9 protein-coding genes are annotated in these 14408 nt (G+C 59.7%); 3 read left to right on the forward strand and 6 right to left on the reverse strand.

Annotation, left to right across the window (positions count from 1 at the left end):
* Positions 1–244: 244 nt before the first annotated feature.
* Positions 245–1342 carry an AI-2E family transporter gene (locus ABM428_RS11585; protein WP_132997356.1) on the forward strand — a complete coding sequence of 366 codons (1098 nt, stop codon included), beginning with the start codon at positions 245–247 and terminating at the stop codon, positions 1340–1342.
* Here the strand turns inward: ABM428_RS11585 and ABM428_RS11590 are convergent.
* From ABM428_RS11590 to dctP, 3 genes are all read right to left on the reverse strand, one after another.
* Complete coding sequence (locus ABM428_RS11590) at positions 1328–2728, reverse strand: TRAP transporter large permease (RefSeq protein WP_005854245.1); 1401 nt, start codon at positions 2726–2728, stop codon at positions 1328–1330. The two genes, ABM428_RS11585 and ABM428_RS11590, sit on opposite strands and share 15 nt — an antisense overlap.
* 2 nt (positions 2729–2730) lie before the next feature.
* Entirely contained in the window at positions 2731–3360 is a 630-nt protein-coding gene (locus ABM428_RS11595) for a TRAP transporter small permease subunit (RefSeq protein ID WP_005854247.1), read from the reverse strand.
* Positions 3361–3441: 81 nt separating this feature from the next.
* Positions 3442–4458: a TRAP transporter substrate-binding protein DctP gene (gene dctP, locus ABM428_RS11600; RefSeq protein ID WP_005854249.1), complete on the reverse strand. Its 1017-nt coding sequence runs from the start codon at positions 4456–4458 to the stop codon at positions 3442–3444.
* A gap of 380 nt (positions 4459–4838) precedes the next feature.
* Between dctP and acs the strand changes: the two genes are divergently transcribed.
* Positions 4839–6794, forward strand: coding sequence for an acetate--CoA ligase (gene acs, locus ABM428_RS11605; RefSeq protein WP_132997357.1), 1956 nt, complete (start codon positions 4839–4841; stop codon positions 6792–6794).
* 62 nt (positions 6795–6856) lie between these two features.
* Here the strand turns inward: acs and ABM428_RS11610 are convergent, their stop codons facing one another.
* Positions 6857–7372 (reverse strand): DUF992 domain-containing protein, encoded by a 516-nt coding sequence (locus ABM428_RS11610; protein WP_037944573.1) that lies wholly within the window; start codon positions 7370–7372, stop codon positions 6857–6859.
* A gap of 281 nt (positions 7373–7653) precedes the next feature.
* Between ABM428_RS11610 and ABM428_RS11615 the strand changes: the two genes are divergently transcribed.
* On the forward strand, positions 7654–8172 hold the full coding sequence (locus ABM428_RS11615; protein WP_051577585.1) for a flavin reductase family protein: 519 nt from the start codon (positions 7654–7656) through the stop codon (positions 8170–8172).
* Positions 8173–8281: 109 nt separating this feature from the next.
* Here ABM428_RS11615 and ABM428_RS11620 read toward each other — a convergent pair whose 3' ends face one another.
* The gene (locus ABM428_RS11620) at positions 8282–12439 is read right to left on the reverse strand and encodes a translocation/assembly module TamB domain-containing protein (RefSeq protein WP_240790821.1); all 4158 of its coding nucleotides are present in this window, start codon (positions 12437–12439) and stop codon (positions 8282–8284) included.
* Complete coding sequence (locus ABM428_RS11625; RefSeq protein ID WP_168593271.1) at positions 12436–14259, reverse strand: autotransporter assembly complex family protein; 1824 nt, start codon at positions 14257–14259, stop codon at positions 12436–12438. The genes ABM428_RS11620 and ABM428_RS11625 overlap by 4 nt, the downstream gene beginning before the upstream one ends.
* Between the last annotated feature and the right edge of the window lie 149 nt (positions 14260–14408).

Below are 14408 nucleotides of genomic sequence, written 5' to 3' on the forward strand. Positions count from 1 at the left end.
AAGCGCCCCGGGCACTTAGGCACTTCATTTGCCCCACTGCATAGGGCGCAACACTTAACATTGGGTGAATGGATATGCTCATCGTTCCGCTCATAATTTATACCCGACCCTCCTAGTCTCATCACAGTTCCGCGCAACCCTCGAGGGGCGTTTGGATACTGCCCGAATATAAGCTCACACACCCGTGAACTTTTCCACGCGCTACGGCGTTGAGGTTTAAATCCTTCAGCTGCTGGAGCCATATTTGGAACATCTGCCCTCAATCCGGCGCTCGCTTCAGTTGCTGGTCCTGATTTCCTTTTTCGTCACCGCGTATTTCGCCAAGGACTTGATATTGCCCATTGTTCTGGGCTTTTTGCTTGCCCTGACCCTGTCGCCCGTGGGCCGTGCGCTTTATCGCATCGGCGTGCCGCATCCTGTGTCGGCCTTTTTGCTGGTGACCGCGACGAGCTTGGTGATTGCTGCCGTGGTTTTACTGTCCGCCGGCACCGTGGCGATCTGGAGCGACGAGATCCCGGAAATGGGCCGCGAGATCCAGATAAAGCTGAGCGGCGTGAGCAATGCGGTCGAAACGATGCGATCTGCCTCGGAAGAGGTAGAGAAACTGGGCACCGAAACCGGCGGCAAACCGCAAGAGGTCGTCGTGCGCCAACCTGGATTGCTCGATACCGCGATGGATACGGTGAGCAAAACAGGGGCGTCGCTGGCGGTGATCCTGATTCTGGCGCTGTTCCTACTTGGCTCCGGCGAGCTGTTCTACTTAAAACTTGTGCAATCCATGCCGACGTTAACGGAAAAGAAACGTGCGCTGCATACGGTCTATGACGTGGAGAAGCGGGTGTCGCGCTACCTGCTGACGATTGCCACGATCAATGCCGTGCTCGGCATATTAGTCGGGACCTATCTGACAGTGCTGGGCTTGCCGTCGGCCTATATCTGGGGGATCGCGGCGTTCATGCTGAACTTCCTGCCCTATATCGGCGGGTTTGCGGGGGTGCTCTTGGTCGCGGGATTCTCTCTCGTGACGTTTGATACCATCGGTTATGCGATGCTGGCCCCGATCGGTTACCTGACGCTGACTCTTTTAGAGGGGCAGATTATCACCCCGTGGCTGGTCGGGCGCCGGTTAGAAATGAATACCGTTGCGGTATTTCTAACGGTCGTGTTTTGGGGCTGGCTATGGGGCATCCCCGGCGCATTGGTCGCGGTGCCCTTTCTTGTGGTGTTCAAAGTCGTTTGCGAGAACTTTGAACCGCTTCATACCATCGGGAATTTCCTGTCCGCAGAGCAGGTTAAACCCGATGATATGAAGGATCAGGAAGTCATGTCAGCCAGCGAGTGATGGCAGCCACAACACGATGGACGGGAAGGCCACCAACAGCGCGATTGTAACGGCATCCGCGATAAAGAACGGTGTCACGCCCTTGAACACGTCCTGAACGCTCAGGTCAGGGCGTACCCCTGCAACCACAAAGCAGTTGAGGCCAATGGGAGGCGTGATCAGACAGAACTCTGCCATCTTCACCACCAAGATACCGAACCAGATCGCACACATCGGCCCCGACATGCCAAAGGCGCTATCCGCGGCAGAGACGAACTCGCCCCCGTTCAGCGCCATGACGGCAGGATAGACGACCGGAAGTGTCAGAAGCAGCATGCCAATCGCATCCATGAACATCCCCAGCACCGCATAGGCCAGCAGGATGCACACGAGGATCAGGATCGGCGAGGCCTCAAGCCCCGAAATCCAGTCGGCGAACGCGCCCGGCAGATCGGCAAAGCCCAGGAACCGAACATAAATCAGCACGCCCCAAATGATGGTAAAGATCATCACCGTCAGCTTCGCGGTTTCAAGCAGCGCGTCCTTGAGCTCGGCCCACCGCATGCCGCGATAAAGCGCCATCAGGAACACGATAAACGCGCCCACGGCCCCGCCCTCGGTCGGGGTGCCCCATGCGTCGCCGAAGGGATTGTAAACAAAGAAAATAATGATGATCACAACCGCAAAGATCGGCATGGCGGCAGGGAGAGACGCGAACCGTTGCTTCCAGGTAAAGCCGCTTACAGGGGGGCCGACGCTTTTCCAGATGGTCGCAATGCCCACGATCAGGACGGCATAGACGATGGCCGAAAACGCACCGGGGATAAAGCCCGCCAGAAGCAGCTTGCCCACGTCTTGTTCAACGATGATCGCATAGATGACAAGAATCGCTGACGGCGGGATCAACGAGGCCAAAGTGCCCCCGGCCGCCACGACGCCCGCCGCGAATTTCTTGTTGTACCCAATCGCCAGCATCTCGGGGATGGCGATACGGGCAAAAACCGCTGCCGTCGCGACCGAAGCACCGGAAACCGCTGCAAAGCCCGCGGTTGCAAAGACGGTCGACACAGCAAGACCACCGGGCAGCCACGCAATCCAGCGTTTTGCGGCCTCGAACAAGGCGCGGGTCAGACCGGCGTAATAGGCAAGAAAGCCGATCAGAATGAAGGTGGGAATCAAGCTTAGCGTCTGGCTCGACACTTTGGAGTGTGGCACCTGCCCCGCGGTCTTGATCGCGACCGTCAGCGCCCAGTCCAGTTCGGACCACTGCATGCCTTTCTTGGACCAAAAGATCCAGATCAGGCCGACCAGACCCGCCATTGCCGCGGCGAAAGCCACGCGCATACCGAGCACCACCATAAGCAGCAGCCCGCCCGAGACCCATAGGCCAATTTCAATAGGATCCATAATCAGTCCCGCCCGTCTAGATGTTCAGCTTCCGCCATCGCCTGTTCGGCCGCGGATTGTACCAAGGGTACAGCAACGGGGTTTTCCAACCCCAATACGAAGGCCCGCCCATAGCCCCAGATCTGCAGCAGCAACCGCAGAGCCAGCACCGTAAAGGCCATTGGCACGATCAGTTTCGCAGGCCAGATCGGCAGACCGATATCGATGGAGCTGTCACGGCTCCACATCGGGGCGGCGAAGTCAAAGCTGCGCTGGAAATGCGCCCAAGAGCCCCAGATCAGCGCCAGCATAAGGATAAAGATCAGCACGACCGAGAATGTCTCGGCGGCCCATAGCGCGCGGCCTTTGAGCTGGCCGATCAGGATGTCCATGCGCACATGGCCGCCGTTCCGCTGGGTATAGGAAATCCCCATGATCGCGATCAGCGGCATGGCGAATTCAATCCAGTCCACATACCCTGCCAGCGGCGTGCCAAAGAACTTGCGGCCGCCAACGGACCAGACGGCAAGCACCATCAGCATGAAAACGGCAATACCAGAGACCAGAGCAAACACGGTTTCAAGGCGTAAAAGCCCTTTGTCGATACGGCTAAGCAGACTGCCGTCTTCGAGCACGGCGGAGGAACCGGCCATGATGCTTTCCTTTCAAATGAGTGGGAGGGAGATCGTACAAACAAAGGGGGCCTGCATCGGCAAGCCCCCTCCCCGCGCCAATTAGTTGGACGCGCGTTTTTCTTCAAGCGTTTTGACGACCAGGTCATAAAGCTCTTGGCCAGGGATGCCTTGGGCTTCCATATCCTTGATCCAGGCTTCACGCGCGGGGTCAGCTGCCTTGGATTTGAACTCGGCCAGAACTTCGGGCGTGAACATCACTTTTTCAACGCCTTTTTCTTCCAGCACGGCGTCCCAGCGGTTCAGCAGCTCGCCATAGTTCGCCAGATAGTGATCCAGCGCCTCGTCGACAGAACCGTCCAGCGCTTCTTTTTCCGCGTCCGACAGGGCCTCATAGGCATCGATGTTCACCACAACAGGGCAGTTCACCGTGCCGGGGTTGAGGTTCGCGGTCCACCAATCGGCCTTGTTGATCGTACCAAAGCTCAAGTGTGCGTGCTGCGCGAAAGCCACGGTATCCACAACACCGGATTCCATTGCGTTATATGCCTCGGAGGAGGTCACGGAGGTCGGCACAGCGCCCACGGTTTCGAAGGCTTTGCCCAGACCACCTGTCGCACGCACGCGCATGCCGTCAAAGGATTCCAGCGTATCACGAGGCTCGCCCGTGCCAACAAGATTGTACTGCGGCATTGGCGAGGTCATCAGCATCTTGGCGTTCCACTGTGCCATCTCTTTGGCCACGGCGGGGTGTGCATACACAGCGCGGGATACGGCGACTTCTTCTTCAAGGTTCTGAACCCCGAGGAAGGGCAGTTCTAGCACGGTGATCGCGCGGTTCTTGTCGGCGTGGTAACCAGCACAGAATTGCGCCATCTCGAAGGCACCGATGGAAATACCATCGAGGTTGTCAGAGTTCTTGGAAAGACCGCCATAGCTGACATTGATGGTGAATTCGCCATTGGTCTTTTCGGACACAAGCTCGGCAATCTTTTCGACATGCTCTGTGAAGGCACGACGTTTACCCCAGACAGAGGCGTTCCATTCCGTTGCGGCCGCTTGCGAGGCAAAAGCGAAAGTCAAAGCGCAGACAGCTGCGCCGTTCAGTAGATTGTTCATTGATATCTCCCTTATGCGGGCTGTTTGGGGCCCGCTTGGGCGAAATACTATCCTTAGGGCAACTTGCTGCCAACCCCTGAACATATCTCTTGATTGCCCCTGTGGGAGCCTTCGGCGAGGATTTTTCACCATTTGGAACCATGCCCCGCGCGCGATCAGCCCCGTTAACAGGCAATCGGTGCTGTTTCCTAGGGTTTTGGCAGGGTTGTCAGTGAAATTTACTAGTCCGCGCAGCAGACGGAAAAATATTTACAGACAAACCGCGTGTTTCCATATGCTTATTTCCTTCTTTTCACTTCCCGTTATGATCTGCCAAGGGAGAGCCGCCACGCCCATGCGTCCGAGCGGCAGAAAACGAACAGAGTTCTGAGGGAGGAACCATGTCCAACGTCGCCACACAGACCTATCCGCCATCCGACGACATGGCGGCCAATGCCCATGTGAACGCCGCGAAATACGACGCGATGTATCATGCCTCTATCGCGGACCCCGAAGGGTTCTGGCTGGAGCAGGCGCAGCGCATCGACTGGATGAAGCCGTTTACCAAGGTCAAGGACGTCGATTTCACTTTCGGTCAGGTCAAGATCAACTGGTTTGCCGACGGTGCGCTGAACGTCAGCGCCAATTGCATCGACCGTCATCTTGAGACGCGCGGCGACCAGACCGCGATCATCTGGGAGCCGGACAGCCCGGACGAAGACGCGCAGCACATCAGCTATCGCGCCCTGCATGCCAAGACTTGTAAAATGGCCAATATCCTGCGCGATATCGGCGTCGGCAAAGGCGACCGGGTTATCATCTACATGCCGATGATCCCCGAAGCCGCCTATGCCATGCTGGCCTGCGCACGCATCGGTGCGATCCATTCGATCGTCTTCGCCGGGTTCTCTCCGGATGCGCTGGCGGCACGGGTACAGGGGTCGGACGCCAAGGTTGTGATCACCGCAGATTATGCGCCCCGCGGGGGCAAGGCGACACCGTTGAAGGCCAATGCGGACAAGGCTTTGGCAGGCTGCGATCCATCGGTCAAATGTCTGGTGGTGCGGCGCACTGGCGGTGATGTGGCATGGAATGATGCGCGCGACGTGGATTATACCGCGCTTGAAAAAGAGGCTTCTGACACTTGCGCGCCGGAAGTGATGAACGCCGAGGATCCGCTGTTCATCCTCTATACCTCTGGCTCGACCGGTCAGCCCAAAGGGGTCGTGCATACGTCGGGTGGCTATCTGGTCTATGCCGCGCTGACCCACGAGGTCACGTTTGATTACCACGATGGCGATGTCTATTGGTGCACGGCCGATGTGGGCTGGGTGACGGGCCACAGCTATATCGTCTACGGTCCTCTTGCCAACGGGGCGACAACGCTCATGTTCGAAGGCGTGCCCACCTACCCCGACGCCAGCCGCTTTTGGCAGATATGTGAAAAACACAAGGTAAATCAGTTCTACACCGCCCCGACCGCCATTCGCGCGCTGATGGGCAAAGGGCGCGCCTTTGTTGACGGTTGCGATCTGAGCAGCCTGAAACTGCTTGGCACCGTGGGCGAGCCGATCAACCCCGAAGCCTGGAATTGGTACAATGACGTTGTGGGCAAAGGGAACTGCCCCATCGTGGACACATGGTGGCAGACGGAAACCGGCGGTCACCTGATGACGCCGCTACCCGGTGCCCACGCCACCAAACCCGGCGCCGCGATGAAGCCCTTCTTTGGGATCAAACCGGTCGTACTTGAACCCACCACCGGTGCCGAGATCGAGGGCAATGACGTCGAGGGGGTTCTGTGTATCGCTGACAGCTGGCCAGGCCAGATGCGCACGGTCTGGGGCGATCACGAGCGGTTCGAGCAGACCTATTTCAGCGACTACAAGGGCTACTACTTCACCGGGGACGGGTGCCGCCGGGACGCGGATGGCGATTACTGGATTACGGGCCGCGTGGATGACGTGATCAACGTCTCCGGTCACCGGATGGGCACGGCCGAAGTCGAAAGCGCTTTGGTCGCGCACCCTAAGGTGGCAGAGGCCGCGGTCGTCGGGTTCCCCCATGATATCAAGGGACAGGGTATCTATTGCTATGTCTCTTTGATGAGCGGCGAAAGCCCGAGCGAGGACCTGCGGGCCGAGCTACGCAACTGGGTCCGCTCGGAGATTGGCCCGATCGCTTCGCCCGATATGATCCAATGGGCCCCCGGCTTGCCCAAAACCCGTTCAGGCAAGATCATGCGCCGCATCCTGCGCAAGATCGCAGAGAACGACTATGGCACGCTTGGTGATACATCTACCCTGGCAGAGCCCGAGGTTGTCGACGATCTGATCGCGAACCGGATGAACCGCTGACCACATAACGCGAAAGGGGCACCAAATGGTGCCCCTTTTGCATATCGATCTATTGGCCTGAATTAGCCTTCGACGCGTTGCAGTGTAATTTCACCCACGCCAATGGCAAAGTTTACGCCGTTCTGCGTGTTGACGCTCACCGGTTGCAGCGCCAGCGTGTCTTCCGAACCGCCGACCATGACATTGGCACCTAGGCCAACACCAACAGTGGCTTCAGCAGAAACACCCTGATAGTCGCCGTTCAACCCGCCTTCGTAATATTCAGATTCAGTTGGTGCCAGCACCAACCAGGACATCTGACCATTCTGGGTCTTACCGATATCAATACCGTAGCGTTTGATGTCGCCGATGTATGTCTCGTCAGCCAGACCCTCTTGCACAGGATTGAAGGTGCAGGTCAGTTCACGGGTAGACCCGAAGATAAAGCCCGTGCCATCACCAACGTCACAGCTCAGCGAGCCGACCTCGGTGTGGTCCACAGTCTCGCCGTCGTCGGCCAGTGCAGGCGTGGACAAAGCAGCACCGGTGACAAGGGCTGCGACAGTCAGCTTGATGGGGGCAAAACGATTCAGTGTCATAGTTAATCCTTCCGGCGGGAAACCCGCCAATAACAGTCGTGAGCGTCGGCATTCGGGTGCCTGTTGGCGGTAGCTGGAACCTCATATCCCAACACCCCTTCTCCGACAGGCAGTCCGAAATTTCGCGGTCATGCCTCTCAGTGGGGGAACAACACGGCAGGCGCTATTCGGTTCCACACAGCATTATTTAGCGACCACCATCGCCACCCGCAGAGGGCGTGCCGCAACGGGCCGGGGTTTGCTGTCTGGACAAATCCGGCTCCCCGTGGCACCGCTGCGGCATGGCTGATCCTTTGCACCACTTCATTCCCCTGCCCGATGCCACAGTCGAGCTTCGCCGCGCCTTTGGCCGTTTTGGCACAGGGGTCACGATTGTGACGGTGCAGACCGCGAATGGCCCATTGGGGATGACTGCGAACTCCTTTTCCTCGGTTTCGCTGGACCCGCCCTTGGTGCAGTGGTCCCCTGCGCTCAGTTCCAAACGTCATGACGCATTTACCAACGCGGCGCAGTTCGCTGTGCATATTCTGGGTAGCGGTCAGCGGGCACTGGCAGATGCCTTTGCTGTCTCTGGCGACGCGTTTGACCAATTCGACTGGACGATTGGCCCCAATGGCGCGCCGACACTGGCAGGCTGCCTCGCCAGCTTCCACTGTGACACCTACGGCGTGCATCCGGCGGGTGACCATTCCATTGTCCTCGGGCAGGTCACGCACGCCGCTTATGACCCAGATGACAGCGTTGCGGGCCTGATGTATGACCAAGGCCGCTATGGCCGTTTTACACCGCTAACGGAATAGCCCGTAAGCCTTTCCAGATGGTCAAAATCCCGGGGGTGTCCCGGCATCGCCGGGACGGGGGCTGGCCCCCATCCTAGCTGAACCGCAGAACAAAGCGCTTAATGGCGGATCAATAGTCCTTCTCAAAGAAGATACCGATCCCGGTGTTCCCATCGGACCCTACCGTCCCCTTCGCCGTCAGGTTCTTGGTCAGATCAAGGTTGATAGACACATCCGCTGTCCCGTCAGAGGCGGCGGTCACATCGGTGTAGACATTCTCGGAAATGTACTTACCCGCGCGGACAGCCGTGGCACCGCTGTCGGTGGTGGTCACATCCAGATCGTCCAGCCCGAACCCCGTGCGCAGATTAGAGATCACCCCCGCACCACCGCGTCCTGCAAGTGTCGCCACCGCGCTGGCGAGTTGCAGCGCCTGAAACGCCGAGATTTCAGAGATGTTTCGCCCAAACAGAAGCTGCGCCAGCACCTCGTCCTGCGGTGCATCGGGGGTCGATTCAAAGGAAACCTCGGGCGATGTGGCTTTGCCTTCTATCACGATACGAACCTCGCCTGTGTTGGTGGTCGTCGAGGTTACAAACCTCAGGTAGGGCACCAGATCGCCTTGGAAGCGCACGGCCCCTTCGTCCAGCTCGAACCGTTTGCCAAGAATATCCAGACGACCACGGATCAGGTCGAAGCGACCGGCAGAGATGATGCGATTGGTCGATCCCGTCAGCAAAAGGCTACCGCCCAGTTCCGCATCCAGACCACGGCCGCGCACGAAAATCCGCCGTGGCGCATTGATGCGAACATTCAGGCCAAACCCCGGCCCGCTGTCGCCACTTGCCGCGGGATCCGTGCCCGCGTCGGCACCGGTCAAACCGGCCTTGCGACGGGTCGCTACAACATCTGCTGGCGCGCCGATGAAATCGATCTGTGGAATATCACCGATGCTGGTCATACCGGTTGACGGCACGCTTACCTCGGTCTCGCCCACGTCGATCTGACCGCTGATATTCGCCCCCCCCGAAAGCGGTCCCGCAAGACGCAGGGTGCCATCAAGCGACGTGCGATACAGCGATGGATCGATCAGCACGAGGTTGTTCAATCCGATCTGGATATCGGCGGGCAGTGATCCGGTCAGGGTCACCGCCCCGCCCGCCTTGATCTGCCCCCCGTCCGCGCTGCGCGCAGATAGGTCGATTTGCGCGCGATTATTGGCCAGCCGGATATCCGCTGCGATGTCCTGAAGTGTCACCCGAAGGTTGGGGGCGGACAGCGACGCGTTAGAGGTTTGAATGCTCCCGTTGACCGACCCAAGTGCCGGCGGGCCGTTCACCGTCAAATCGAACCGTGCCTGACCTTGCAAGCTCCGCGGCGCAATGAACGGGGCGGACAGCCCCAATGGCGCGTTCCCGTTCACGTCAAGGTTCAGATTGCCATCGCTGCCCACAAGCCCCGCGATCGTGGCACGGGTGCCCGCTGGTCCGGTGGCGTTCGTATTGACCCGCCAGCCAGCGCTTTCCTGCTGTGCGGTACCGGTCACATTCAGCGGGCCGGACAGTTTTGGCACCACGGCCCCCAGATTGGGGATCGTGACATCATAATTCAGCGCGGGCGCATCCCCCGTGACAACGCCCTGCACAGACGCCCGGGCGGCATAGGGGCCCGTCGCGTTTGTATCTACGGCGATGCCGGCGGGCGTTTGCCGCACCGATCCTTTTGCCGCCAGCGGGCCGGACACGCCCGGCACCAGCGGCTGTACATTTGGCACCGACACGTCAAACGTCAGCGACATATCGGGGCCAGTGGCCAAGCCTTCCACCATCGCGCGCGCGCCATATGGGCCTGTCGCGTTGGTATCGACGAAGAACCCCTTTTCCGTCTGACGCACGGTCCCTGTCGCCGCAAGTGGCCCGTTCACCTGTGGCACCACCGCCTGAAGATTCGGGACCGATGCGTCGAAAGAGATATCGACCATAGGTGTTAACATCCCCTGAACGGCAACCTGCGCGGCGTAGGGGCCACTGGCTTTCGCGTCGATCTGGAACCCTTCTTCCAACTGCTTGAGGTTGCCCGACGCCTCTACCGCGCCGGTCACCTGAGGTGCAAAAGCCTCTACCCGCGGGATCGAGGCGCTAAAGTCCAGATCCAGCGGCGTCAGCAGCCCCTGGACAGAGGCGGTCACATCTTCGGGGGCGGAGGCTTTGGTGTCGACCAGCCACCCGCCCGGCGTCTGGCGGAGCACGCCATCCAACGCGATAGGGCCCTCGACCGGCGCGTCGGGCACAAAGTCACGCAGTTCGGGCACATCGGCGGTGAAGTTGAGCACCGCATTCTCGCCCGTTGCCAGCCCTTTGGCGGTCAGCGCGGCACCGTAGGGGCCGTCTGTCACGGCATCAACAGTCCAGCCACGGGTGTTCTGCTCGGCCTCGGCCTTGATTGTGATGGGACCGGAATATTGCGGCAGCACGGTCGCGATGTCGTTCAGCTTTGCATCAAACCGCGCTTGCGAATTATTGCTGCGCAGCTCGACGCCACCGCTGGCGGTCAATGCGTCATTTTCCAGCAGCAGGTCACGCACGAAGGTGCCCGTCTCGTCACGCGATGCGCCAAGGCTTAGCGTCGTGTCGCCGGCCAGCAATGCGTCCGCCTGTTCGATCCCCACTTTCAAATCCTGCGTCAGGCCAGAAATATTCAGGTCGAATGTCCCGTCCAGTGGCGTGATCTGCCCCGCGATCTCTACATTCGCGGCCCCGTCCATCTCGCGTCCGGCAAGAGCGGAAAAGCGGCTGATGTCAGTGGCTTCAAGGCGGGCTTTCAACTGGGTAAGAAAGCTATCGGCTGGCCCGCTAATCGTGACATCCCCGGTCAGACCATAATCCGCGCCAGAAAGATCAAGCCCCGTGATCTGAACCGGTGTGCCTTCGGTATAGGCGATGGTTGTACGCCCCTTGATGGACCGGCCGACCGCTTCGGAAACCGCGGCGTTGGTCAGCGTCAGCCCGTCAGCCGAGAATGCCAGATCGCCCATGAATTCGCCGACGGTCCCTGCCGCACCTTGCAACGTCCCATTCAACTTCAGTTGTGTCGCGTCAATCGCCAGCGCGTCTGTGGCCAGTTCGGTCACGTCGAAGGTGGCGTCAATCGCATCGCCATCTTGCGCGTTATAGTTCACATCAAGCCCGACGCGCCGCACGTAAGTATCGCCTCCGGCCACTGGCAGCAAAACGCGAGTGCCATCGGCACTGGCGACAGTGCCCGTGATGTCGATCAGGCTGGGCCAATTGTCGCTGTTCAGTGTGACCTTGCCCTGCAGTTCCGCGGATTGCGCCTTGAGGGCAAAATCGCTGACCTCGACACCGCCTTCAGCCTGTACCAAAGCATCCACGGTCAGCGCGACATCGGGGCCAAAAAATTCGCGGTATTGCGACAGGATCAGCGCAGTCACGTCGCCGTTCAGATCGGCCTGAATACGGCGGTTGGGCGCGGCGCTATCGCCTTGGGCGGCAACGATAACCTGACCGGCGAGCCGTTGTTCCCCGTCGGTCGACAGGTTGATATCCGTCGCGAAATCCGAAAGCGGCCCCTGCCCGGCAATCACCAGATCGACGGACGGCTCATTAGGCAGTTTCAACGTACGCGAGATGATGCCCTTGGCTTCCTCGGAAAGGGTTACAGCCATGTCCAGCAGGCTGTCATTGCGATCCAGATCAGCGGTGATTTTGAACTCGCCCTTCTTGCCATCGGTGCGCGCGGCCAGAATATCGACCGTCGCCGTATCGTCATTCAACAGCGCCGTGGCTTGAACGGTCAGTGTGGCCGCTTCGCCCAGAATTGGCGCGCCCAGATTGATCTCTTCGACCGAAAAGTCAGCCACGTCGATGGCGACGGGCAGATCGGGGATCGCCGGGAAGGTAAAGGGTTTCGCCTCGGGATCGGGGAGCGTTTCTTCCTGCGCCACGGGCAATCGCGGCACGCTCAGCCGCTTTGCGGTCAGGGCCTGCACCTCCAGCCGACCGCGCAACAGTGCGGATCGGTTCCAGTCCAGCTCCACCTCTTCCAGCGTCAGCCAGACCCCTTGGTCGTCGGCGATGGTCATCCGGTCGAACCGCGCGCGCGAGCTGAGCGCACCAGCGAAACCGTCAATACTGACCGTGCGGCCCGCGCCGCTCAGGGCGTCTTGGATCGTGCGGGTCAGGAAGCCTTTGTCATCCTCTTGGGCCGAAGCGACAGAGCCGACAAAGATCAGGGCGAAAACCAGAAAGCTGCGCATGAAGTGGATCAAAACGATTGTCCAATACCGATATAAACTTGAAAATTCTCATCTGTTTCGGGGCCTGACACAGGCACCGCGAGGTCCACGCGGATGGGGCCGATGCCCGTGGCATAGCGCAGACCAAGCCCTGCACCTGACTGCCAAGTGCCTGACCCGTCGTAGAATTCCTCGGCACCGATGTAGCCCGCGTCGGCAAAGGCCACGACGCCGATCTTGTCGCGTACCTGCCAACGCGCCTCTGCGGACAGGCCAGCAAAGCTGCGACCGCCTACTGTATCGCCACTGGCCAGATCAACGCCAAGCGATTGGTAGGGTTGCCCGCGCACGGTGCCGCCGCCGCCGGAATAGAACAGATAGTCCGCGGGCGATTCAGCCAGTGTCGGGCCATAGACCGACCCAAGCTGTCCCCGCAGGGCAAAGGTGACGGGCCGCGTGGTGCCAAAGGTTTTATAGCCGCGCACGTCGATGTAGGTGCGCACGCCGTTATCCGACCCCGACAGCGCCACAAAAGGCGTCACGCTGGCCTTGGCATAATAGCCGTCTTTCGCATCAAGCCGATTGTCGCGGTAATCATGTTCCGCGCTTAGGGGCAGCGTCAGCAAGGTATATTTGTTCTCGCCAAAAGCGTCGCGGGTTTCAGCGGTACGCAAACCGACGCCAAGCGTATAGGTCCGTTCCTCGCTGGCGATGCGTTCGATCCCGGCCTCAAGGTCGAGCTGACGCGAGAAATAGTTCACCTCGTCAAGCTGTTCGATCTCGGCCAGCGCGTAGAAATTCGTGTCGGCATTAAAGGTCGCAGGGCGTTCAAAACGGGTGCCAAGGCGATAATCCGTGCCGCCGGACTCGCCGCCGATCCCCGACACCTCGCCTTCGACGCGTAAGCTTTCGGCCCCGCCCAGCAGGTTACGGTGCAGCCAGTAGGTGCTGACGCTGAGCCCTTCAAGCGACGACAGTTCCCCGCCGAAACCAAAGCGCCGCTTGGGCGCGTCAGTGATCTGCGCTGTAATCGGCAGAACATCGGGCGCGGTGATCTGTTCGGCCTCGATCATCGCGACAGAGCTGAAAGCGCCCGTGCGCCGCAACCGTGTGGCGGCCAGATCAAGTTGCTCTTGTGAATAGACCTCTCCGGTGGGCAGGCCGGCGATTTTGACGATCCGGCGCAGGCGCACATCGCTTTTTCCCTTTACCGTCAACTCTCCGAAACGCAGGCGCGGTCCCGGGCGCAGACGCAGGGTTGCCGCCAGCGTGGCATCGGGCACGCGGGCGGTCAGCTGCTGGTCGGCCAGTTCGGCTTTGGCGTGGCCCTGATCGCGCCAGCCTTCGATACCGGCGGCGACGGCCTCTTTCATGACGCCGAGACTTGCGGTTTCACCTGCGGCGAATTCATCGGGCAGCTCGGTTTCGGGGGCGACAGGGGCGATTTCGGCTTTGGAAAAGCTGAACTTGCGACCGGTTTCGATATTGATCACAGCGCGGTTGATCTGGCGCGGCGGGGCGACCGGCGCGATGGCAGAGGCGTCTACACCGTCGATGGTAATCTTGATGACCGCAGCAAAATACCCTTCGTCATAGAGCACGGCCAGAAGGCGGGCATAATCGGCCTGCGCGGCGGCCAAAAGCTCTTGCGTGGTGGGGTCTGCATCTTCGTCTGTTTGTTCGCGCAGAAGCGATCCGCCGAGCACCGTCTCGTATAGATCAGAGTCCTTATCGATGCCGGTGATGTCGAGCGTCGCCGCAAAACCCGCCGTGCATCCTCCCCAGACCAAAGCTGCCGCGGCCGTAGACGCCCGCAAGAACTTTGCAAAACTGTCTGATTGAAAATGCCCCATGCGGTGCTCCCTGTACTCATAGAACGACGTGCCGTTGGGTGAGACATAGAGCGCGCGACCGCAACGTCAGCAAACTTGTTTATTATTCCCTTGTGCATAGCGGAAAGCGCCTGCCATCGGCAAACAGTCTGTTGGCCAAAATCGCGATT

It is taken from the genome of Sulfitobacter sp. TCYB15 (assembly GCF_040435955.1).
In the GTDB taxonomy this organism is placed as follows: domain Bacteria; phylum Pseudomonadota; class Alphaproteobacteria; order Rhodobacterales; family Rhodobacteraceae; genus Sulfitobacter; species Sulfitobacter pontiacus.